Raw genomic sequence first — 19,460 nt, 5'->3', positions numbered from 1 at the left:
GAGGAGTCTGCGAAGCCGTCCGTGTCACCCGGCGGGGGACATCGCCCGTCCACGCCGCCAGTAGCCGATCGCGTGGTGCTGGGCCCGGCCCAGGCCCCACCGTCCCCGGAGGTCGGCCCGGACGGCGCGGACGGTCGCGGACTCCGCGGCGACCCAGGCGAAGACGTCGGGGTCGGCCGGCGTCTCCAGGGCGGCGACGGCGGCGACCAGCAGGTCGGGTGCCCCCGGGTCGGCGTCCCCGCGGTGCAGCCAGCGGACCTCGACCCCGGCGGGGTGCGCCAGGGGCTGCTCCTCGGCGGCGCCGGCGACCTCCAGCAGGGCCACGCCCCGGGTGCCGGGGTCGGCCGCGGCGAGGATCCGGCTGATCGCCGGCAGTGCGGTCTCGTCGCCGACCAGCAGCACCCACCCGGCGGGGGTGTGCCCGAGGGGGGCCACGCTGGCCACGGCCAGCACGTCTCCCGGGGTGGCAGCGGCGGCCCAGGTGGCGGCGGGGCCGTCGCCGTGCAGCACGAAGTCGATGTCGACGAGACCGGCACCGGGGTCCTGCCGGCGCGCGGTGTAGCTGCGCAGCGCGACGCCGTGGCTGCCCTGCGGCCACACGATCCGGCCGTCCCGCGCCACGTCGGGCCAGCGGGGCGCGCGGTCCCCGACGCGGGGCACGAGCAGGGCCAGGGTGGGTCCGGCTGCGGCGACCACCTCGGGAGACGCCGACAGCGAGACCCGGCGCACGGCGGGCGTGACGTCGGTGGTGGACACCACGGTCAGCACGTCGACCGGGCGGGTCCCCTCCGGGCTGCTCACGTCGAGGGTGCTCACGACCGGCCAGCCTAGGGCGGCCGGCGGGGCCGACCCGGCCGGCCCCGGGGGAATGGGGCCGACCGGGCCGGCGATCACGAGGACGACTGATCACAGAGAGTGACTGCCGCGGTGCTCTGACCGGGTCTCTCGCCGGTCGCGTCGTCCTGGACACCACGCTACGTGAGCGCCGGGGCCCAGGGGCGGCTCGAGCGGTCCGAGCCACCCGGACGGGTGACCAACCGGGCTTCCGCTGGTCGACGAGCCCTCCCGCTGGCCCGGGATGTGTGGACGAGGGGCGGGGCGGGCAGCAGTCGGGCCCGACGACGCGAGGAGCACGACGTGAGCGACGACCTCAAGAAGGGTGACGACGTCACCTGGAAGACCCACGGCACCAAGACCGAGGGCACCGTGACACGGAAGATCACCGAGGAGACCGAGGCCGGTGGTCGGACGGTCAAGGCCAGCGAGGACGAGCCGCAGTACGAGGTGGAGAGCGACAAGTCCGGCAAGACCGCGGTGCACAAGCCCGAGGCGCTGGACAAGCAGTGACCGGTCCGGCGGAGGACGTGCAGACCGGCGGCACGCACGGCGCGATGCGCGACGACGTGCTCGCCGCGGAGTCCGAGGCGGTCACCCGCACCGGGCACGACGGCCGGGTGGAGGAGTCCCGGGAGGCCGAGCCCAGCGGCGAGGACCAGCCCGATGTCGACGCCGCTCCCGACGGCACCCTGACCGGTGGGGTGCCGGCCGGGACGGACGCCGCGACCGTGCAGCTGCGGAGCGAGCTGGCGCGCTGGCTGGACCGGGCGGACTTCCCGAGCACCGGCGCCGACCTGGTCGAGGCCGCCCGGGACCACCGGGCGCCGGACGCGGTGGCCGACGAGCTGTCCCGGCTGCCCGGAGGGGAGACCTACACCCGGATCGGCGAGGTGGTCCGCGCCCTGGGCCACCCCACGGAGGACTGAGTGGCCGAGGTCGGTCAGCGTCCGCGCTGGCCGGCCTCCTCCTCGGCGATCTCCTCGGCACCCCGGCGGCGGAACAGCTTGGAGCCCGGGAACCCCTTGGCCAGTTCGCGCAGGTCCTGCACGGTGTCCAGCAGCTGGTGCACGTCGGGGGCCAGGTCGCCCATCGAGGCCACCACCGGCAGCACGTCCTCGTCCAGGTGCTTCACCAGCACCGGCAACCGGTCGACCAGGGTGACCAGGGCGGCGATCTCCGCGGGGTCCAGGTCGTCGGCGAAGGTCCGCAACAGCGGGGCCAGCTGCTCCAGGGCGGGCTGGTAGGCGTCCAGCAGCGGGCTGGTGCGGCCGAGCAGGGCGGTCGCCTCGAGGAGCAACGCGTCGGCGGCGGCCCGGGTCGTCTCGATCCCGGCGATCGCCGAGTCCGCGTCGGTGCGGGTGCCGGCCACTCCCGCGATGGCCTCGTCGGCGGTCCGCTTGGTGGCCTCCACCCCGGCGATCGCCTCGTCCGCGGCGGCCCGGGTCGCCGCGACCCCGGCGATGGCCAGGTCGGCGCGGGCCTTGGTGCCCTCCACCCCGGCCACGGCGTCCTCGGCGCGGTCGACGACGGCCTCCACCCGGGCCAGCAGCACGGCCACCCGGTCCAGCAGCAGTTCACCCTGCCCGACCGCGGTGACGACCCGGGGGACGAGGGCGAGTGACTGCGTGACGAGGTCGCGCAGGCCCTCCGCGGCGGAGAACAGGTCGGCCGGGCCGGGCAGCGGAGGCAGCTTCACAGCCCCGACGCTACGCAGGGAACGGACCCGGCGTGGGGCGACCGGGTGCTGCCGACCTCCCCGTATCGTGGCCGGGTCCCCGACGGCGGCGTCGGCCGACCTCGTGGCGGGGACCGGCGGCCGGGGCCGAGGGCGCCGCGGAGCACAGACGATGGGGTGTCGAGACCTGGTGGCTGACCAGCCGAGGCGGGACGACGGCCCCGGCGACGGACACCCCGACCCCACCAGCCCCACCGACCCCAGCACCCCCCGCGGGAGCCGTGCCTCGCGGCGTGGGGGGCGCGCCGCCGACGCGGCGCTGACCGTGGAGGCCCTGCTCGCCCGCTCCCGCGAGGCCCAGGACACCGGCGGGCGGGCCGCCGGTCGACGCCGCGCGGACCGGCGTCCGGTGGACCCGCAGCCGCCGGTCACCAGCGAGCTCCCGGCGCAGGCCGCCACCCCGCCGGTCGCCCCGCCCGTCCCGCCGCCCACCCCGCCCCGCGCGCCCGCAGCTCGGCCCTCGGCGCCGGTGCCACCACTGCCCGGCACCCCGCGGGCGGCAGCCCAGGGCGACGGCGTCCGGATGTCCACCCCGGTGCCGCCGCTGCCCGGCACCGCCCGGGCCGGGGCACCCGTCCCGCCGATCCCGGGCCGGGACGTGCCGATCGTCCAGCGGCCGCCGACCCGTGCGGAGCGCCGGGCCGCGATGAGCCCGCTGCGGCGCCGCCTGGTGCGCGCCGTCGTCGTCCTCGCGGTGCTGCTCGGGTTGGTCGGCAGCTACTACGTGGGGCTGTACTTCTACGTCGACCGGTCGGTGCAGCGGGTCGCGGCGCTGGCCACCGACGCCCCCGAGGTGCTCGCGCCCCAGCTGCAGGCCGGCGCGCAGACCTACCTCGTCGTCGGCACCGACCTGCCGGGGCAGACCGGGCCGGCGTCGGTGACCACGCTCATCGCGCACGTGCCCGCCGAGGGCGGTCGTGCCGTGCTGGTCACCGTCCCGCCGACCGCCCTGGTGGACACCCCCGAGTGCCGCACGGCCGAGGGTGGCCGGCGGGAGCCCACCTCGGAGTCCTTCGCCGACGCGCTGCTCGACGGTGGACCCTCGTGCCTGGTCCGCGCGGTCCAGCAGCTGTCCGGCCTGCGGGTGGACCACTACCTGGGGGTCGACCTCGGGGGGCTGCCCGGGATGGTCGACGCCGTCGGGGGCATCTCGGTCTGCCTCGCGGCGCCCCTGCCGGCCGGCAGCGCCGCGGTGACCCTGGACGCGGGCACCAGCGAGCTCGACGGCGATCAGGTCGCCGGGGTGCTGCGCCCGGGCAGCAGCGGCTCCGACGTCACCGGCACCGAGGTGGCCGAACGCGAGCAGCTGCTGCTGACCTCCACCCTGCGCGAGGCGCTGAGCCCCGGGTCGCTCGTCGACCCGATCGGGACGACGTCCTTCCTCACCCGGGCCGCCGATGCGTTCACCGTCGACGACGGCACGACGCTGGGCGACGTCCGGGCGCTGGCCTCGACGCTGCGGGAGGTGTCCGGGGACGCCGTGGAGCGCACCACGCTGCCGGTCGAGCGGGTCGGCTACGTGCCCACCGGCGGCACCGCCGCGCACGTGCTGCTCGACGGCGACGCCACCCGGAGCCTGTTCGACGCGGTCATCCGCACCGGCGCGCTGCCCGCCCCGACCGAGCCGGCCACCGCCGAGGCGGCCCCGGTGGCGGCTCCGGCCACGGTCTCGGTGGCCCCCGCCGACGTCACCGTCGACGTCCTGGACGCCACCGGCACCCGTGGGGACGACGGCGCGACCGGGGAGGTGGCCACCTCGACGGCGTCCGCGCTGGCCGCGCAGGGCTTCCGCACCGGCACCGTGGGCACCGAGTCCGGGGCGGTGTCCCAGACGCTGGTGCGCTTCGGACCCGACGCGGCGGCGCAGGCCAGCACGGTGGCCGCCGCCGTCCCCGGCTCGGTCCTGCAGCCCAGCGACGCGGTCGGCGGAGCGGTGCAGCTGGTGGTCGCCAGCCCCGACGTCGCCGTCCAGCCGGTCACCGTGGGCGCCGCGCTCCCGGAGAGCGCCGTCCCCACCGCGACCCCCACCCCCGAAGCCACCGCCACCTGCGGCTGAGACCACGAGGGCCCCGCCGACCGGTGGTCGACGGGGCCCACGTGCGGGACTGGCTGCCTCAGCCGAAGCGGCCGGAGATGTAGTCCTCGGTGGCCTTGACGTCGGGGTTGCTGAAGATCTTCTCGGTCGGGTTGAACTCGATGAGCCGACCCGGCTGACCCACGCCGTTGAGGTTGAAGAAGCCGGTCTGCTCGCTCACGCGGGCGGCCTGCTGCATGTTGTGGGTGACGATGACGATGGTGAACCGGTCCTTGAGCTCGGTCATCAGGTCCTCGATGGCCAGCGTGGAGATCGGGTCCAGGGCCGAGCAGGGCTCGTCCATGAGCAGCACCTGGGGCTCGACGGCGATCGCGCGGGCGATGCAGAGCCGCTGCTGCTGGCCACCGGACAGGCCGGCGCCGGGGCGGTCGAGGCGGTCCTTGACCTCGTTCCACAGGTTCGCGCTCTGCAGGGAGCGCTCGACGATGGCGTCGGTGTCGGACTTCTTCATCCGGCCGCCGTTGAGCCGCACCCCGGCGACCACGTTGTCGTAGATCGACATCGTGGGGAACGGGTTCGGGCGCTGGAAGACCATGCCGATCTGCCGGCGGACGGCGACCGGGTCGGTGTCCGGGTCGTAGAGGTTCTGGCCGTCCATGACGACCTTGCCCTCGACGCGGGCGCCCGGGATGACCTCGTGCATCCGGTTGAGCGACCGCAGGAAGGTCGACTTGCCACACCCCGAGGGACCGATCAGCGCGGTGACGCTGCGCGGTTCGATCGAGACGTTGACCCCCTCCACGGCCTTGAAGTTGCCGTAGAAGATGTCGAGGTCGGAGACCTCGATGCGCTTGGCCATGGTGTCTGCTCTCGTCTCTCTGCGGGTCGGGTTCGGGGTCAGCGGTTGGTCTTGGGTGCGAACACCCGGCTGATCAGGCGGGCGATGAGGTTGAGCGCCATGACCAGGATGATCAGCAGGAGGGCTGCCGTCCAGGCCCGGCTGATGCCGAACTCCGGCGGCACACCCGGCTGGGTCAGCTGGTAGTAGGCGTAGACCGGCAGCGTCGCCATCCGGCCGTCGAACGGGTTGAAGTTCAGCGCGGTCGTGATGCCCACGGTGATCAGCAGCGGGGCGGTCTCGCCGACCACGCGGGCGATCGCCAGGGTGATGCCGGTGCCCAGGCCCGCGGCCGCGGTGGGCAGCACGACCTTGATGATCGTGCGCCACTTGGGCACGCCCAGGGCGTAGGCGGCCTCCCGCAGCTCGTTGGGGACGAGCTTGAGGACCTCCTCCACCGAGCGGACGACGACCGGGATCATCAGCACCGACAGGGCGACCGCACCGGCGACGCCCAGCCGCACGCCCGGGCCGAAGAGCAGCGCGAAGAGGGCGTAGGCGAACAGGCCGGCGACGATCGAGGGGATGCCGGTCATCACGTCGACCAGGAAGGTGATCCACTTCGACAGCTTGCCGCGGTTGCCGTACTCGACCAGGTAGATCGCGGCCATCACGCCGATCGGCACCGAGATCAGGGTGGCGAGTGCGGTGACGATCAGCGTGCCCATGATCGCGTGGTAGGCACCACCGCCCTCGCCGACGACACCGACCATCGAGCTGGTGAAGAACTCGGCGTCCAGCCGGCCCACGCCGTTGCTCACCACGGTGTAGACCAGCGAGAACAGCGGGACCATGGCGATCGCGAAGGCGGAGCTGACCAGGCAGGTCACCAGCCGGTCGGTGGACTTGCGGCGGCCCTCGACGGCGCGCGAGACGCCCCAGGTGACCAGGGTGCCCAGCACCACGGCGAGGACGACGAACAGGCCGGTGGACCAGCCCAGCAGGGCGGTCGGGGCGGCGGCGAGCAGGGCGCCGAGGACGAACAGGCCCCAGCCGGCGAACCGGGTGAGCCGGTTGCCGGACTCGGCGGCGAGGTCGAACTCGGGGGTGGACTCGGGGCGGCTGGGGGCGGTGGGGGTCTGGGTGCTCATCGGGGTCACTCCGTGAAGTCGGCGCGCCGGTTGACGACGTACCGGGCGGCCATGTTGACGGCGAGGGTGATGACGAACAGGGCCAGACCGCTGGCGATCAGCGCGTTCACGTCGAGCCCGGTGGACTCCGGGAAGTTCAGCGCGATGTTCGCCGCGATGGTCGAGGGGTTGCTCGAGGAGATGAGGTTGAAGGTGATGCCACCGGAGACCGAGAGCACCAGGGCGATCGCGAGGGTCTCGCCCAGTGCGCGGCCCAGACCGAGCATCGCGCCGCCGATGACGCCGGAGCGGCCGTAGGGCAGCACCGCCATCTTGATCATCTCCCAGCGCGTGGCGCCCAGGGCCAGGGCGGCCTCCTGGTGCAGCGTCGGGGCCTGGCGGAACACCTCGCGCGAGATGGCCGAGATGATCGGCAGGATCATCACCGCGAGGACGAGACCGGCGGTGAGCATCGTGCGACCGGTGCTCGAGGCGGGCCCGGCGAACAGCGGGATGAAGCCGAGGTGCTCCTCCAGCCAGCCGAACAGCGGGACCAGCGCCGGGGCCAGGGCGAAGATGCCCCAGAAGCCGAACACGACGCTGGGGATGGCGGCGAGCAGGTCGACCACGTAGCCCAGCGTCTGGGCCAGCTTGCGCGGGGCGAAGTACGTGATGAACAGGGCGATGCCGACCGCGAGCGGGGTGGCCACGACCAGCGCGATGACCGCCGCGAGCAGCGTGCCGAAGATCAGCGGGCCGATGTAGGCGGCGAGCCCCTCGCCGCCCGGGACGTCCTCGGGGGCCGCGGTGATCGCCGGGGTGGCCTCGGTGACCAGGAAGAGGGCGACCCCGGCCAGGACGACCAGGATCAGGATGCCGGCGGCGCGGGCGGTGCCGGCGAAGACGGAGTCACCGACCTGGCGGGGGCCGGTCGTGGGGAGGGGTGGGGTCTCGGTGGTGGTCACCGCTGGGCTCCATGAGCTCGTGCGCTGCGGGTGGGGGACTCGACGGCGACGGCGGCGTCGGAGCCGGGACGTCCCGGCGGGGGAGCGGAGGGGCGGACCTGCGTCATCTCGGTGCCCTTCTCGCCTCGGCGGTGCCCGTGCACGGCCGAGCGGCAGCCCGACCTCCTGGAACCTAGGAGTGCGAGGTGGACGGATCCGGGTGCGTCGGTGAACGGGAGGTGAACGAGGCCCGAGGATCGCCCGACGGGGTGAGGGATGGCTCACGTCATCGGGGTGGGGAGTGGTACTGCGGTGACCGTCGGTCAGGAGGGAGCGGGGTCCCGCCGCCAGGAGACGTCCACGGCGAACCGGGTGAACCCGGTCTTCTCGTAGAGGGACACCGCCGGGGTGTTGTCCTCCTCCACGTACAGCAGCACCTCGGCCAGGCCGCGGCCGCGCAGGTGCGCCAGGCCCAGGTCGGTCAGCGCCCGGCCCAGCCGCAGGCCCTGGGCGTCGGGGTCCACGCCGAGCACGTAGACCTCGCCGACCGCCTCGTCGCCGACCTCGCCGGCCGGGTGGGTCTTGGTCCAGTGCGAGCCCAGCAGGGTCTCCGTGCCGTCGGGGGCCACCCGCCAGGCGAGCAGGAACCCGGCCGGGTCGAACCACGCCTCGTCCTCGCGCAGGGCGACGTCCTGCGCGGTCATCCCGCCCTGCTCGGGGTGGTGGACGAAGGCGCGGGCGTTGACGTGCAGCCAGGCGTCCTCGTCCTGGCCCGGGCGGAAGGCGCGCACCACCACGTCGGCGGGCAGCTCCGGGCGCGGCTCGGGGTCCACGGTGTCCAGCGGGCGGCGCATCTGCAGCAGCGTGCGGGCCCGGGCGTACCCGCGGCCGGTGGCCAGCTCGGTGGAGCCGGGCAGCTCCCCGTGCGCCCACACCCGCAGCGGGCTCTCGGCGGCGAGCGCCTCGAGCCGGGTGAGCAGCAGGCCGCCCACCCCGGTGCGCCGGGCGGCGGGGGCGACGACGAGTTCGGCCTCGGCCTCCTCGCCCTCGGTCTCCAGCCGGGCGTAGCCCACCAGGGCCCCGACGTCGTCCCGGGCGAGCACGTCGTGGCCGCCCGCGGGACCGCCGTGCTGCAGCCGGAGCTCGGCCTCCTCCGACACCGGACGCACCCGGTCGGCGGCCGTGGCCGCGGCGAGCAGGGCGAGCACGTCCGCGACGTCGCCGGCGGGGAGCCGGTCGACGTCGGTGACGGTCGGGTGCGGGGTGGGGGTCAGGGTCTGCCGATCAGCGCAGCGGGGCGCCGCTGTCGGTGGTCTCGGCCGCGATGTTGGCCGCCGCGGTCGCATCGGCGACCTGCTGGTCGAGCTTGTAGCCGACGTTGCGCACGGTGCCGATCAGCTGCTCGTGCTCGGTGCCGAGCTTGGCGCGCAGCCGACGCACGTGGACGTCGACGGTGCGGGTGCCCCCGAAGTAGTCGTAGCCCCAGATCTCCTGGAGGAGCTGGGCGCGGGAGAAGACCCGGCCCGGGTGCTGGGCCAGGTACTTGAGGAGCTCGAACTCCTTGTACGTGAGGTCCAGCGGGCGGCCGCGGAGCTTGGCGGAGTAACTGTGCTCGTCGATGACGAGCTCACCGGCCTTGGTGACCCCGCCGTCGTCGGCGGCGGTCGGGGTGGAGGCGGCCAGCCGGCGGGCCGAGGCCCACTTGAGCCGGGCGTCGACCTCGGCCGGGCCGGCGGTGTCCAGGACGACGTCGTCGACCCCCCAGTCGGCCGACAGCGCGACCAGGCCGCCCTCGCTGAGCACGGCGACCACCGAGGCCGCGACGCCGGTCGAGGACAGCAGCGCGCACAGCGTGCGGGCCGAGACCAGGTCGTGCCGGGCGTCGACCAGGACGACGTCGCCGGCGTCCCCGTCGAGCAGGCTGGACAGCTCCGGGGCGACCACGCGGACCTGGTGGGCCAGCAGACCCAGGGCGGGGAGCACCTCGGTCGTCGCCTGACGGGCGGATGTCATGAGCACGAGCCGCATGTCGTCTCCTCACACGCACTGCACTGCCTCGGCGTCGACGCCGGTGTCGAGGTGAGAGGGCAGGATAGCCGACGTGGGCCCTGCCGTACCGACCTCGAGCGACGTCCGTGCGGTGACGGTGCGCACGGCCGACGGGGTGGACCTGCGCGGGATCGTCGTCCCCGCCGCCCTGCCGCGGCCCCTGGGTGGTGACGAGCGGCCGCTCACGTTCGTGCTGGCCCACGGGTTCACCAACTCCACCGCCCGCGCCCCGTTCCGCCGCCTGGCCCACGTGCTCGCGGCCTTCGGCGAGGTGCGCGGCCTGGACTTCCGCGGCCACGGCCGGTCCGGGGGTGCCACCGGCGTCGGCGGGGACGACGAGGTGCTCGACGTCGACGCCGCCGTGCGGGCGGCCCGGGCCGACGGCGCCGGGACCGTGGTGACCGTGGGCCTGTCCATGGGCGCGGGTGTGGCACTGCGCCAGGCCGCGGTCGGGGAGCACCGGCCCGACGCCGTCGTGGGGGTGAGCGCGGTCAGCCGCTGGTACGTCCGGGACACCGTCCCGATGCGCCGGGTGAACGGGATGCTGGAGACCGGGCTGGGCCGGCGGCTGGGCCCCCGGGTGACCGGCATCCGGCTCGGGGCGCCCTGGGCCGAGCTGCCCGCTGCCCCGGTCCAGCTGGTCAGCCTGATCGCGCCCACCCCGCTGCTGCTGGTGCACGGCGACCGCGATCACTACTTCCCCCTGGAGCACGTGCGGGCGCTGGCGCGGGCGGCCGGGCCGGGGACGACGGTGTGGGAGGTGCCCGGGATGGGGCACGCCGAGTCCGGGATGACGGTGCCGCTGGCCGAGCGGATCGGCCGTTGGGCGCGGGAGACCGTGGGCCGCGTCGGGCTCTGCGACGATGCGCCGGTGCCCAGCGACCCGAGCCACCCGTGAGCCACTCGGCGCTGGAGACCGAGCTCCCCCGCGCGGCCCACCACCTGCCCGCGGCCGGCGTCGTCGTCGTGGTCACCGCCCTGCTGGTCGGGGTGCCCGCCGTCGCCGGCGACCCCGGCCGGCTGGCCGCCCTGCTCGTGGTGCAGATGGCCCTGGTCGCGGCGTGGGTGACCGCCACCGGCATCCGCGGGTTCGTCGGGTCGCTGGCCATCGGGGCGGCCGCCGCGATAGGCGCGGACCTCCTCATGGCGCTGCCGGACCGGCCTCAGCCGGGGATGCTGCTGGTCGTGCTCGGGCCCGGGCTGCTCGTGGCGGTGCTGCACCAGATGGCCCGCCCGGCCCCCCGCCGCTACCTCGTCGCCTCGCTGGCCGGGGTGGTGATGCTGCTGTGCGTCGTCTCCGCGCTGGCGGTCCTGCTCACCTCCGCCGGGGACACCGACGCCGACCGGGCCGTCGACACCACGGTTCTCGTCGTCGGGGCCGCCCTGCTGGTCGGCCACCTCGTCGACCTGCTGCTGCCCCGCCCGCAGATCGCCCTCGGCGTGCCCCGCGGCCTGCTGGCGCTGCTGCTCGCGGTGCTCGCCGGCGTCGCCGTGTCGGTGCTGCGGCGCACCCCGGGGGAGCTGGTGGACAGCCTGTCGGCGGCCACCACGGGCGCTGCGGTGGCCGGGGTCGCCGCGCTGGTGGCCGTGGGGGCCAGCTACGTGGTCGCCGAACGCCCGCAGCGCGGGTGGGCGCTGCCCGTGGTCCAGGCGGTGGTGCCGTTCGCCGCCGCCGCCCCGGTGGCGTACGCGCTGGCCCAGACCAGCCTCTGAGCGCCCGGGCGGGGGCTCGGGGAGGATCGGCCCGGTGAAGGGCCTGCTGATCACCGTCCTCGTCCTGCTCGGCCTGCTCGTGGCCGCCGACCGGGTCGGGGTGGTCGTCGCCGAGGACCAGGTGGCCGCCCAGGTCGCCCGGCAGGGCCAGCTGGCCGGCGAGCCCGACGTCGACATCACCGGGTTCCCGTTCCTCACCCAGGCCGTCGAGGGCCGGTACTCCGACGTCCGGCTGGGGTTGACCGCGGCCGACCTGGGCCTGCCCGAGGGCGGCAGCGCCGAGGTGTCCCTCCAGGGCGTCCAGGTGCCGCTGTCCGACGTGGTCGGCGGCGAGGTGTCGGCCATCCCGGTCGAACGGGTCGACGGGCGCGCGTCCCTGACCTACGCCCTGGTCGCCTCCCAGATCGACGGGGACGTCGAGCTGACCCGCGAGGGCGACGGTGTGCGGGTGACCCGCACCGTCGAGGTGCTCGGCCAGTCGATCCGGCTCACCGCGGCCGGGACGGTCGCCCTCGACGGGCAGGACCTCGTCATCGACGTGCAGCAGGCGTCCGGGGCCGGCATCGACGTCCCGGACTTCCTGGTCGACGCCGCCCAGGACCTGCTCGACTTCCGCTACACGATCCCCACGCTGCCCTTCGGCCTGCAGCTCACCGGGCTGGAGACCACCGACACCGGCGTCGACGTCACCGTCGAGGCCACCGACGTCGTCCTGCAGTGACGGGAATCCCCACCGGCTCGGTCGTGTTGGGCGGTGCGTGGACGGGACCGGTGCAGTCGTGCTGCTGGTCGCCCTCGTGGTGGCCGGTGTCGCAGCCTGGTGGCTGCGCAGCCGCAGCGGTGCCGTCCGCGCGACCGGGGAGGACGACGTGACCACGACGACCGACGTGCTCCGCTCGCTGGGCGTCCGCCCGGAGGACGCCGACCTCACCGTCGTCCAGTTCGCCACCGCGTTCTGCGCACCCTGCCGGGCCACGAAGGCCCGGCTGACCCAGCTGCAGACCACCCACCCGGGCCTGGCCGCCGTCCACGTGGACGCCGAGAGCCAGCTCGAGGCGGTCCGCGCCCTGGACGTCCGGCGCACCCCGACGCTGTTCTACCTCGACCGCGCCGGCACGGTCCTGGGCCGCAGCAGCGGCGCCCCCCGGCCCGACGAGCTGCGCGCCCTGGTGGACGCGCACGCCCCGGCCACTCCGGCCTCGTGATCACGCCCCGCCCCGGGTGTTGCTACCCTCGCGCCGTGGGCACCCTGCTGACTCGGCGACGCACAGTGGACCTGTGCCGCCTGGGCAGCTGCCTGTGTCGCGCCTCCTGAGGCGCACACCCCGCCTCGACGCGCCCTGACCGCCGTCGGAAGGCCCCACACCGTGACACCCCCGCTGCACCCCCCTGCGTCCGCCACCCGGACGCCGGTGGTCGACGTCCGCGGCCCGCGCTTCGGCGCCTGGGTCACCACCGTCGTGCTCGCCGTCGTACTGCTGACCGGCAGCGGCTGGCTCCTCGCCGTCCAGGCCGTCGTCTTCGCCGTCGGCGCGTTCGCCGGGCTGCGGTACGCCCCGTACGGCGTGCTCTTCCGCACCCTGGTCGCCCCGCGACTGGGGCCGGTCCGCGAGCGGGAGGCCGAGGCCCCGCCGCGGTTCGCCCAGCTCGTCGGCTTCGGCTTCGCCCTCGTGGGCACCGTCGGCCTCCTCGCCGGCGCCCCCCTCGTCGGGTTCGTCGCCACCGGGCTGGCCCTCGTGGCCGCCCTCCTCAACGCCGCCGTCGGGTTCTGTCTCGGCTGCGAGCTGTACCTGCTCGCCCGTCGCGCGCGCACCGCCTGACCTGCACCGCTCGATCCGCACCCCCCCCAGACCGCACACACAGGAGGAACACCCATGAGCCGCACCGACGTGCTCGTCAGCACCGACTGGGCCCAGGAGCACCTGGGCGACGCCGGCCTCGTCTTCGTCGAGGTCGACGAGGACACCGCCGCCTACGACGGGGGCCACCTCAAGGGCGCCGTCAAGCTCGACTGGAAGACCGACCTGCAGGACGCCGAGTCCCGTGACTTCGTCGACCGCGAGGGCTTCTCCGCGCTGCTGAGCGCCAAGGGCATCAGCAACGAGGACACCGTCGTCCTCTACGGCGGCAACAACAACTGGTTCGCCGCCTACGCGTACTGGTACTTCAAGGTCTACGGCCACCGCGACGTCAAGCTGGTCGACGGCGGTCGCAAGAAGTGGGAGCTCGACGGCCGTCCGCTCTCCTCGGACACCGTGAGCCGTCCGGCCACCCAGTACCAGGCCGCCGAGCCCGACACCTCCATCCGTGCCTTCCGCGACGAGGTCGTGGCCGCGATCGACACCAAGAACCTGGTCGACGTGCGCAGCCCCGACGAGTTCGCCGGCAAGCTCGTGGCCCCCGCGCACCTGCCGCAGGAGGGCGCCCAGCGTCCCGGCCACATCCCCTCGGCGGTCAACGTGCCGTGGAGCAAGGCCGCGAACGAGGACGGCACCTTCAAGAGCGACGAGGAGCTCGCGAAGCTCTACGCCGACGCCGGCCTCGACGACGGCAAGTCGACCATCGCCTACTGCCGCATCGGCGAGCGCTCGAGCCACACCTGGTTCGTGCTGCGCGAGCTGCTGGGCCACAGCGACGTGAAGAACTACGACGGCTCGTGGACCGAGTACGGCTCCCTCGTCGGCGTCCCGATCGCCAAGGGCGCCTGACGATGTGCTCCGCGCCGAAGCAGGGCGGCTCCCTGGCCGGGGTCGACCTCACCACCCAGACGGTCATCCAGGGCCAGGTCTGGCACGACGGCAACCCCGTCGCCGGCGCCTACGTCCGGCTGCTGGACTCGACCGACGAGTTCACCGCCGAGGTCGTCACCAGCCCCGAGGGCGAGTTCCGCTTCTTCGCCGCCCCCGGTGACTGGAAGCTCCGCTCGCTGGCCCGCGTCGGCAAGGCCGAGCGGGTGCTGTCGGCCGAGGTCGGCCTGAACGAGACCACCCTCGCCATCGCCTGAAGCACCTCACCTGAGCCCGTCCCCACGTGGTGGGGGCGGGCTCTCGTGCGTCCGGGTCAGAGCCCCAGGAGGTCGGCGAGGACGTCGACCTGGGCGGTGAAGAAGGCATCGGCGTCGGCGACCGAGTTGACGAAGTGGCCGAACAGCTCGAAGCCGACCAGCCCGTAGAGCGAACTCCAGGTGAGCAGGGCCCGAGCGCGGACGGCGTCGTCCAGGGATGGGTGCTCGCCGCCCAGCACGGTGGCCGCGTCGGCGGTGACCAGGTGCGGCGGCGCCCCCGCCGCGGGAGGCAGCAGGCCGGCCCGGGCGGCGTCGCCCAGCACCCGGCCCAGGACGACGCCCACCCGCACCGCGGCCGGCACCGTGTCCTGCGGGGCGACGTACCCGGGGACCGGCGAGCCGTAGAGCAAGGCGTACTCGTGCGGGTGGGCCACGGCCCAGGTGCGGACGGCGGCGCAGACGGCGTGCCAGCGGGCCCGGGGGGACGCCGCGGGGTCGTCGGCCTCCTCGGCAGCTGCGCCCAGCGCGTCGTAGGACTCGGTGATGAGCCGGGTGAGCAGGTCGTCCCGGCTGGGGAAGTACCGGTAGACCGCCGAGGAGGCCATCCCCAGCTCCCGGGCGACCGCGCGCAGCGACAGCGCGGCGGCGCCGACGGTGCCCAGTTGGCCGCGCGCCGCCTCGAGGATCTCCTCGGTCAACGCGACGCGGGCGCGTTCCCGGGCGGTGCTCACCATGCAGCGGACGTTAGCAGCGATCTGCGACGAGAGCACCGCTCTTGACAAGGGACGTGCAGCGGACCAGGCTCCCCATGCAGCGAGAGCAGTGCTCTCGCACCGAGCTGAGGAGCAGTCGTGGGACGACACGTGATCGTGGGCAAGGGACCGGTCGGGACGGCGACGGCGGAGGCGCTGCTGCGGGCCGGGCACGAGGTGCGGGTGCTCTCCCGCAGCGGCGGGACGTCGACGGCCGACGTCGAGCACGTCGCCGTCGACGCGACCGACGCCGCCGCGATCGCCGCAGCCGCCCGGGGTGCCGACGCGCTCTACAACGCGGTGAACCCGGAGTACCACCGCTGGGCCACCGACTGGCCCCCGCTGGCGGCGGCGTTGCTGGGTGCGGCCGAGCAGACCGGAGCCGTGCTCGTCGCGATGGGCAACCTCTACGTGCACGGCCGCCCGACCGGGCCGATGACCGCGCACAGCCCGCTGGCCGCCACCGACGTGAAGGGCCGGGTGCGAACCCGGGTGTGGACCGACATGGCAGCCGCGCACGAGGCCGGCCGGGTGCGGGTCACCGAGGCGCGGGCGTCGGACTTCGTCGGGCCGACGGTGCCCCCGGCGCACTCGCACCTGGTGCGTCAGCTGGCCGGGCTGCGGGCCGGGAGGCGGGCCTGGGTGGTCGGTGACCCGGACGTGCTGCACAGCTGGGCGTACCTGCCCGACGTCGGTGCCTCGATGGCGGTGCTGGGCACCGACGAGCGGGCCTGGGGACGGCCGTGGATCGTGCCGTCCACCCCGGCCCGCAGCCAGCGGCGGGCGCTCACCGACCTGGCTGCCGCGATGGGCGCACGGCCGGCCCGGGTCTCGGGCATCCCGTGGCCGGTGCTCACCGCGATGGGCCTCGTCGTCCCCCAGATGCGGGAGATCACCGCGATCCGACACCAGTGGGACGCCGACTTCACCGTCGACGGCGCGGAGACCACCACGGTGCTCGGGATCGAGCCGACCCCCTGGGACGAGGTCTGCCGGGTGACGGTCGCGACGGCCCGGGTGGGCGCGGCCTGAGGGCTCGTTACCGTGGCGGGCATGGGTCTGGTCACTGCCTGGGTGCTCGTCGCCCTCACCGTGCTGGCCGCGCTGGCGTGCGCCGCCGGTGCCCTGCGACTCACCCGCCACGAGAGGACGGAACGCCCCCGATGACGAACCCGACCCCGGCCGGGCTGCCCGAGCAGCCCGTCTCCGGTCCCACCGAGCTGCCCGTCGTGGACACCACCGACGTGCGCACCGGCCCCGAGGTGGCCCACGAGCTGCTGTCGGTGCTGCCGCTGCTGGGGGAGTGGCACGGCGAGGGCCAGGCGGCCGGCACGCAGGGCGACCACCGGTTCGGCCAGTGGGTGCGCTTCGCCCACGACGGCCGGGACTTCCTGTCCTACGAGTCCCGCACCTGGCGGATCGCCGAGGACGGCACCGTCGCCGGCCCCGACGTCCGGGAGTCCGGGTTCTGGCGGCCCCGCGGGGACGACGAGGTCGAGCTGCTCGTGGCCCACCCCGAGGGCCTCGTCGAGATCTACGTCGGCACCGCCCGCACCACCACCAGCTGGGAGCTGGCCAGCGACGTGCTGGCCCGCACCCCCGACCACCCCGACGTCACCAAGGCGGCCCGGCTCTACGGCATCGTCGAGGGCGCGCTGATGTACGCCGTCGACCGCGCCGGGGACGACGGCCAGCTGCGCCCGGTGATGTCGGCACGCCTGGAGAGGATCCGATGAACACGACCCCCCGACAGGTCGCCGACGCCTACGTCGACGCCCTCTGCGACCTCGACCCGATCACCGCCACCGCGCTGGGCACCCGCCCCGGTGACGACCGGCTGCCCACGTACTCCCCGGCCGGTCTCGAGGCCGAGGCCCAGCTGGTCCGGGACACCCTCGCCGAGCTGGACCGGGTGCTGGCCGCCGACCCCGCGCTGGCCGACGACCCGGTCGAGTTCCGCTGCGCCCGCCTGCTGCGTGAGCGCTTGGGCGCCGCCCTCGACGTGCACGAGGCGGACGAGGGTCTGCGGGACCTGTCCAACCTGTTCTCCCCGGTGCACTCGGTCCGCCAGGTGTTCTCGATGATGCCGCTGGCGAGCACCGAGGACTGGGCCGTGCTGGGCCGCCGGATGGCCCGGGTGCCCGGGGCGTACCGCGGCTACCTCGAGGCCCTCACCGAGGGCGCCTCCCGCGGCCTGTTCGCCGCCCCGCGGCAGGTGGAGACCGTCGTCGGCCAGCTGGGCGAGTGGCTGTCCGGGCCGTACTTCGCCGGGCTCGTCGCCGACGGTCCGGCCGAGCTGCGCGCCGAGCTGGACGCCGCTGCCGCCGCGGCGGACGGTGCGGTGGCCGACGTCCGCGACTTCCTGCGGGACGTCTACCTGCCCCAGGCCCAGGGCACCCCGGACGCCGTCGGCCGGGAGCGGTACGCCCGCTTCGCCCGCCGGTGGAACGGCAGCGACCTGGGTGCCGGCACCGGCCTGGAGGACGCCTACGCCTGGGGTTGGGCCGAGCACCTGCGGATCCGTGAGGAGCAGCGGGCCGCGGCCGAGCAGGTGCTGCCCGGGTCCACGCCCATGGAGGCGATGCGCTGGCTGGGCGAGCACGGGGAGGCCGTGGAGGGCGTCGAGGCCATCCGCGAGCGGCTGCAGCAGATGATGGACGAGGCGATGGTCGCCCTGGACGGCACGCACTTCGACATCGCCGAGCCGATCAAGCGGGTCGAGGCGATGATCGCCCCGCCGGGCAGCGCCGCCGCGCCGTACTACAGCCGGCCCTCGCTGGACTTCTCCCGGCCCGGCCGCACCTGGCTCCCCACGCTGGGCAAGGACCGTTTCCCGCTCTGGGACCTGGTCTCGACCTGGTACCACGAGGGCGTCCCCGGCCACCACCTCCAGCTGGCGCAGTGGACGTACGTCGCCAAGGACCTCTCGACCTACCAGACCGCGGTCGGCGGGGTGAGCGCCAACCTCGAGGGCTGGGCCCTCTACGCCGAGCGCCTGATGGACGAGCTCGGCTTCCTCACCGACCCCGGCGCCCGGCTGGGCTACCTGGACGCCCAGCAGATGCGCGCGGTCCGGGTGGTCGTGGACATCGGCATGCACCTGGAGCTGCCGATCCCCGAGGACGCCGACGGCGCGCTCACCGAGCACCGCGGCCAGCCCTGGACCCCGGAGCTGGCACGGGCGTTCTTCGGTGAGTACTGTGGCCGGGACGCAGCCTTCCTGGACAGCGAGCTCGTGCGCTACCTGGGCATGCCCGGGCAGGCGATCAGCTACAAGCTGGGGGAGCGGGCCTGGCTCGAGGGCCGGGCCGCCGCGCAGGCCGCCCGCGGGGCCGACTTCGACCTCAAGGCCTGGCACATGGCGGCGCTGTCGCAGGGGTCGCTCGGCCTGGACGACCTCGCCGACGAGCTCAGTCGCCTCTGAGGGCTGAGGCGGCGGTGGCGTCCAGGACGAGCAGGAACGCGCCCTGGACGACCACCGCCGCGCCGTCCCCACGCCAACGCGTCGTGCGCAGCAGGGCCGCCCCGAGCGCGAGGTAGCCGACGTCGAGACCGGCGTTGACCAGCAGGACCTTCCGCAGGCGGGCCGGGTCGGTGGGCCCGCGGCGGGTCCGGTTGCGCGCGCCCACGCCGGCGATGAGGCCGTCGACCGCGCCCCAGGCAGCGGTCTGCCGGCCGAACCCGCGGGTGCACGGGTCGATCGACAACGCGGCTCCGACGACCACCGAGGCCGCCGCCCAGCCGGCGAGCACCTGGGTGAGTCGGGTCTCGACCGTCGATGAGTCCATGCGGGCCATCGTGCCTAGTGTCGAGCCGTGCCGCTGGAGACCGTGGACCTCGACCCGCTCGACGTGCTGCGGGGACGGTGGGCGGCCTGCTCGGCCGTCGTCGCCGCCCTCGGCTTCCCGGGCACCTCGCACGCCCGGGACGACGCCGCGGGTCGGCTCTGGTGGCACGACGACGGCGGCGGGAACACCGCGCAGCTGGTGCAGCCCGCGCCCGGGTTCGCGGTGCTCAGCGGCTGGGACCACGAGGGTTCCCGCACGGCGCTGACCCGATCCGGCGACGGCGAGCCGGCCGGGGAGCTGCTGGTCGACGTCCCCGAGTGGTGGGCGGCCGGGGTGCCACGCGAGGGAGAGGTCGGGTTCGTCTACGGCTGGGACGGCGCCCGGTGGCAGCGCGCGACCTACGACCTGCCCGACGGCTTCGCCGAGCTGCAGCTGCCGGCGGGCGGCGACGCGGCGTTGGTCGGGTTCGTGGACTCCTACCTGGACGGGGTCGCCGACGAGCAGGGCCAGAACTGGCCGACGCCGCGGGCGGCGGTGCAGGCGCTGGGCCGGGCGGGAGCGGGGCTCACCGAGGCCGACCTGGCGGCGGTGCTGGGTCCGCTGGACGCCGACCTGGCAGCAGGGGTGGCGGCCGC

Annotated in this window: 22 protein-coding genes and 1 pseudogene; 14 read left to right on the top strand and 9 right to left on the bottom strand. The window is 74.9% G+C overall.

The genetic code is table 11. The features are described from left to right. Positions 1-24 precede the first annotated feature (24 nt). Positions 25-816, bottom strand: a complete 792-nt coding sequence (locus tag F1C76_06390; protein QNG36267.1) for a siderophore-interacting protein — start codon at positions 814-816, stop codon at positions 25-27. Positions 817-1,137: 321 nt separating this feature from the next. Between F1C76_06390 and F1C76_06385 the strand changes: the two genes are divergently transcribed. Next, a complete protein-coding gene (locus F1C76_06385; protein ID QNG36266.1) occupies positions 1,138-1,347 on the top strand; it encodes a DUF2945 domain-containing protein in 210 nt (69 codons plus the stop codon). Between the two features lie 44 nt (positions 1,348-1,391). Further along, the gene (locus tag F1C76_06380; GenBank protein ID QNG39053.1) at positions 1,392-1,763 is read left to right on the top strand and encodes a DUF2795 domain-containing protein; all 372 of its coding nucleotides are present in this window, start codon (positions 1,392-1,394) and stop codon (positions 1,761-1,763) included. 14 nt (positions 1,764-1,777) lie between these two features. Here the strand turns inward: F1C76_06380 and F1C76_06375 are convergent, their stop codons facing one another. Beyond that, positions 1,778-2,533 carry a hypothetical protein gene (locus F1C76_06375; protein QNG36265.1) on the bottom strand — a complete coding sequence of 252 codons (756 nt, stop codon included), beginning with the start codon at positions 2,531-2,533 and terminating at the stop codon, positions 1,778-1,780. Positions 2,534-3,095: 562 nt separating this feature from the next. On the opposite strand from F1C76_06375, the gene F1C76_06370 reads away from it, so the two are divergent. Then, entirely contained in the window at positions 3,096-4,628 is a 1,533-nt protein-coding gene (locus F1C76_06370) for a LytR family transcriptional regulator (protein QNG39052.1), read from the top strand. Positions 4,629-4,686: 58 nt separating this feature from the next. Here F1C76_06370 and F1C76_06365 read toward each other — a convergent pair whose 3' ends face one another. The 5 genes from F1C76_06365 to F1C76_06345 all read right to left on the bottom strand — a co-directional run bounded on the left by F1C76_06365 (position 4,687) and on the right by F1C76_06345 (position 9,547). Continuing rightward, the gene (locus tag F1C76_06365) at positions 4,687-5,466 is read right to left on the bottom strand and encodes a phosphate ABC transporter ATP-binding protein (GenBank protein QNG36264.1); all 780 of its coding nucleotides are present in this window, start codon (positions 5,464-5,466) and stop codon (positions 4,687-4,689) included. Between the two features lie 38 nt (positions 5,467-5,504). Then, on the bottom strand, positions 5,505-6,596 hold the full coding sequence (pstA, locus tag F1C76_06360) for a phosphate ABC transporter permease PstA (GenBank protein QNG36263.1): 1,092 nt from the start codon (positions 6,594-6,596) through the stop codon (positions 5,505-5,507). Between the two features lie 5 nt (positions 6,597-6,601). After that, a complete protein-coding gene (gene pstC / locus F1C76_06355) occupies positions 6,602-7,540 on the bottom strand; it encodes a phosphate ABC transporter permease subunit PstC (GenBank protein ID QNG36262.1) in 939 nt (312 codons plus the stop codon). 302 nt (positions 7,541-7,842) lie between these two features. Further along, positions 7,843-8,865 carry a mycothiol synthase gene (gene mshD, locus F1C76_06350; protein ID QNG36261.1) on the bottom strand — a complete coding sequence of 341 codons (1,023 nt, stop codon included), beginning with the start codon at positions 8,863-8,865 and terminating at the stop codon, positions 7,843-7,845. Continuing rightward, entirely contained in the window at positions 8,804-9,547 is a 744-nt protein-coding gene (locus F1C76_06345; protein QNG36260.1) for a response regulator transcription factor, read from the bottom strand. The genes mshD and F1C76_06345 overlap by 62 nt, the downstream gene beginning before the upstream one ends. 64 nt (positions 9,548-9,611) lie before the next feature. Between F1C76_06345 and F1C76_06340 the strand changes: the two genes are divergently transcribed. From F1C76_06340 to F1C76_06310, 7 genes are all read left to right on the top strand, one after another. Beyond that, positions 9,612-10,466, top strand: a complete 855-nt coding sequence (locus tag F1C76_06340; GenBank protein QNG36259.1) for an alpha/beta fold hydrolase — start codon at positions 9,612-9,614, stop codon at positions 10,464-10,466. After that, the gene (locus F1C76_06335; GenBank protein ID QNG36258.1) at positions 10,463-11,281 is read left to right on the top strand and encodes a hypothetical protein; all 819 of its coding nucleotides are present in this window, start codon (positions 10,463-10,465) and stop codon (positions 11,279-11,281) included. Before F1C76_06340 ends, F1C76_06335 begins: the two co-directional genes overlap by 4 nt. A 34-nt stretch (positions 11,282-11,315) precedes the next feature. Next, positions 11,316-12,002 carry a DUF2993 domain-containing protein gene (locus tag F1C76_06330; GenBank protein QNG36257.1) on the top strand — a complete coding sequence of 229 codons (687 nt, stop codon included), beginning with the start codon at positions 11,316-11,318 and terminating at the stop codon, positions 12,000-12,002. 103 nt (positions 12,003-12,105) lie between these two features. Further along, the gene (locus tag F1C76_06325) at positions 12,106-12,486 is read left to right on the top strand and encodes a thioredoxin family protein (GenBank protein ID QNG39051.1); all 381 of its coding nucleotides are present in this window, start codon (positions 12,106-12,108) and stop codon (positions 12,484-12,486) included. Between the two features lie 207 nt (positions 12,487-12,693). Beyond that, on the top strand, positions 12,694-13,101 hold the full coding sequence (locus F1C76_06320) for a DUF4395 domain-containing protein (protein ID QNG36256.1): 408 nt from the start codon (positions 12,694-12,696) through the stop codon (positions 13,099-13,101). Positions 13,102-13,155: 54 nt separating this feature from the next. Next, on the top strand, positions 13,156-13,989 hold the full coding sequence (locus F1C76_06315) for a sulfurtransferase (protein ID QNG36255.1): 834 nt from the start codon (positions 13,156-13,158) through the stop codon (positions 13,987-13,989). 2 nt (positions 13,990-13,991) lie between these two features. After that, entirely contained in the window at positions 13,992-14,285 is a 294-nt protein-coding gene (locus tag F1C76_06310) for a DUF1416 domain-containing protein (GenBank protein ID QNG36254.1), read from the top strand. A 56-nt stretch (positions 14,286-14,341) separates the two neighbouring features. On the opposite strand, the gene F1C76_06305 is transcribed toward F1C76_06310, so the two are convergent. Then, positions 14,342-15,019 carry a TetR/AcrR family transcriptional regulator gene (locus F1C76_06305; protein ID QNG36253.1) on the bottom strand — a complete coding sequence of 226 codons (678 nt, stop codon included), beginning with the start codon at positions 15,017-15,019 and terminating at the stop codon, positions 14,342-14,344. A gap of 129 nt (positions 15,020-15,148) precedes the next feature. Here F1C76_06305 and F1C76_06300 point away from each other — a divergent pair, with 129 nt between their 5' ends. The 3 genes from F1C76_06300 to F1C76_06290 all read left to right on the top strand — a co-directional run bounded on the left by F1C76_06300 (position 15,149) and on the right by F1C76_06290 (position 18,461). Further along, positions 15,149-16,069, top strand: coding sequence for an NAD(P)H-binding protein (locus tag F1C76_06300; protein QNG39050.1), 921 nt, complete (start codon positions 15,149-15,151; stop codon positions 16,067-16,069). Positions 16,070-16,200: 131 nt separating this feature from the next. Next, entirely contained in the window at positions 16,201-16,773 is a 573-nt protein-coding gene (locus tag F1C76_06295) for an FABP family protein (GenBank protein ID QNG36252.1), read from the top strand. After that, positions 16,770-18,461 (top strand): DUF885 domain-containing protein, encoded by a 1,692-nt coding sequence (locus F1C76_06290; GenBank protein QNG36251.1) that lies wholly within the window; start codon positions 16,770-16,772, stop codon positions 18,459-18,461. Before F1C76_06295 ends, F1C76_06290 begins: the two co-directional genes overlap by 4 nt. On the opposite strand, the gene F1C76_06285 is transcribed toward F1C76_06290, so the two are convergent. Continuing rightward, positions 18,448-18,834, bottom strand: a complete 387-nt coding sequence (locus F1C76_06285) for a hypothetical protein (GenBank protein QNG36250.1) — start codon at positions 18,832-18,834, stop codon at positions 18,448-18,450. The two genes, F1C76_06290 and F1C76_06285, sit on opposite strands and share 14 nt — an antisense overlap. A 518-nt stretch (positions 18,835-19,352) precedes the next feature. Here F1C76_06285 and F1C76_06280 point away from each other — a divergent pair. Then, positions 19,353-19,442 (top strand): annotated as a pseudogene (locus tag F1C76_06280) (RNA-binding protein). Positions 19,443-19,460 lie beyond the last annotated feature (18 nt).

Source organism: Geodermatophilaceae bacterium NBWT11, assembly GCA_014218215.1.
Lineage (GTDB): Bacteria > Actinomycetota > Actinomycetes > Mycobacteriales > Geodermatophilaceae > Klenkia.
This window is presented reverse-complemented; position numbering and strand designations above follow the sequence as displayed.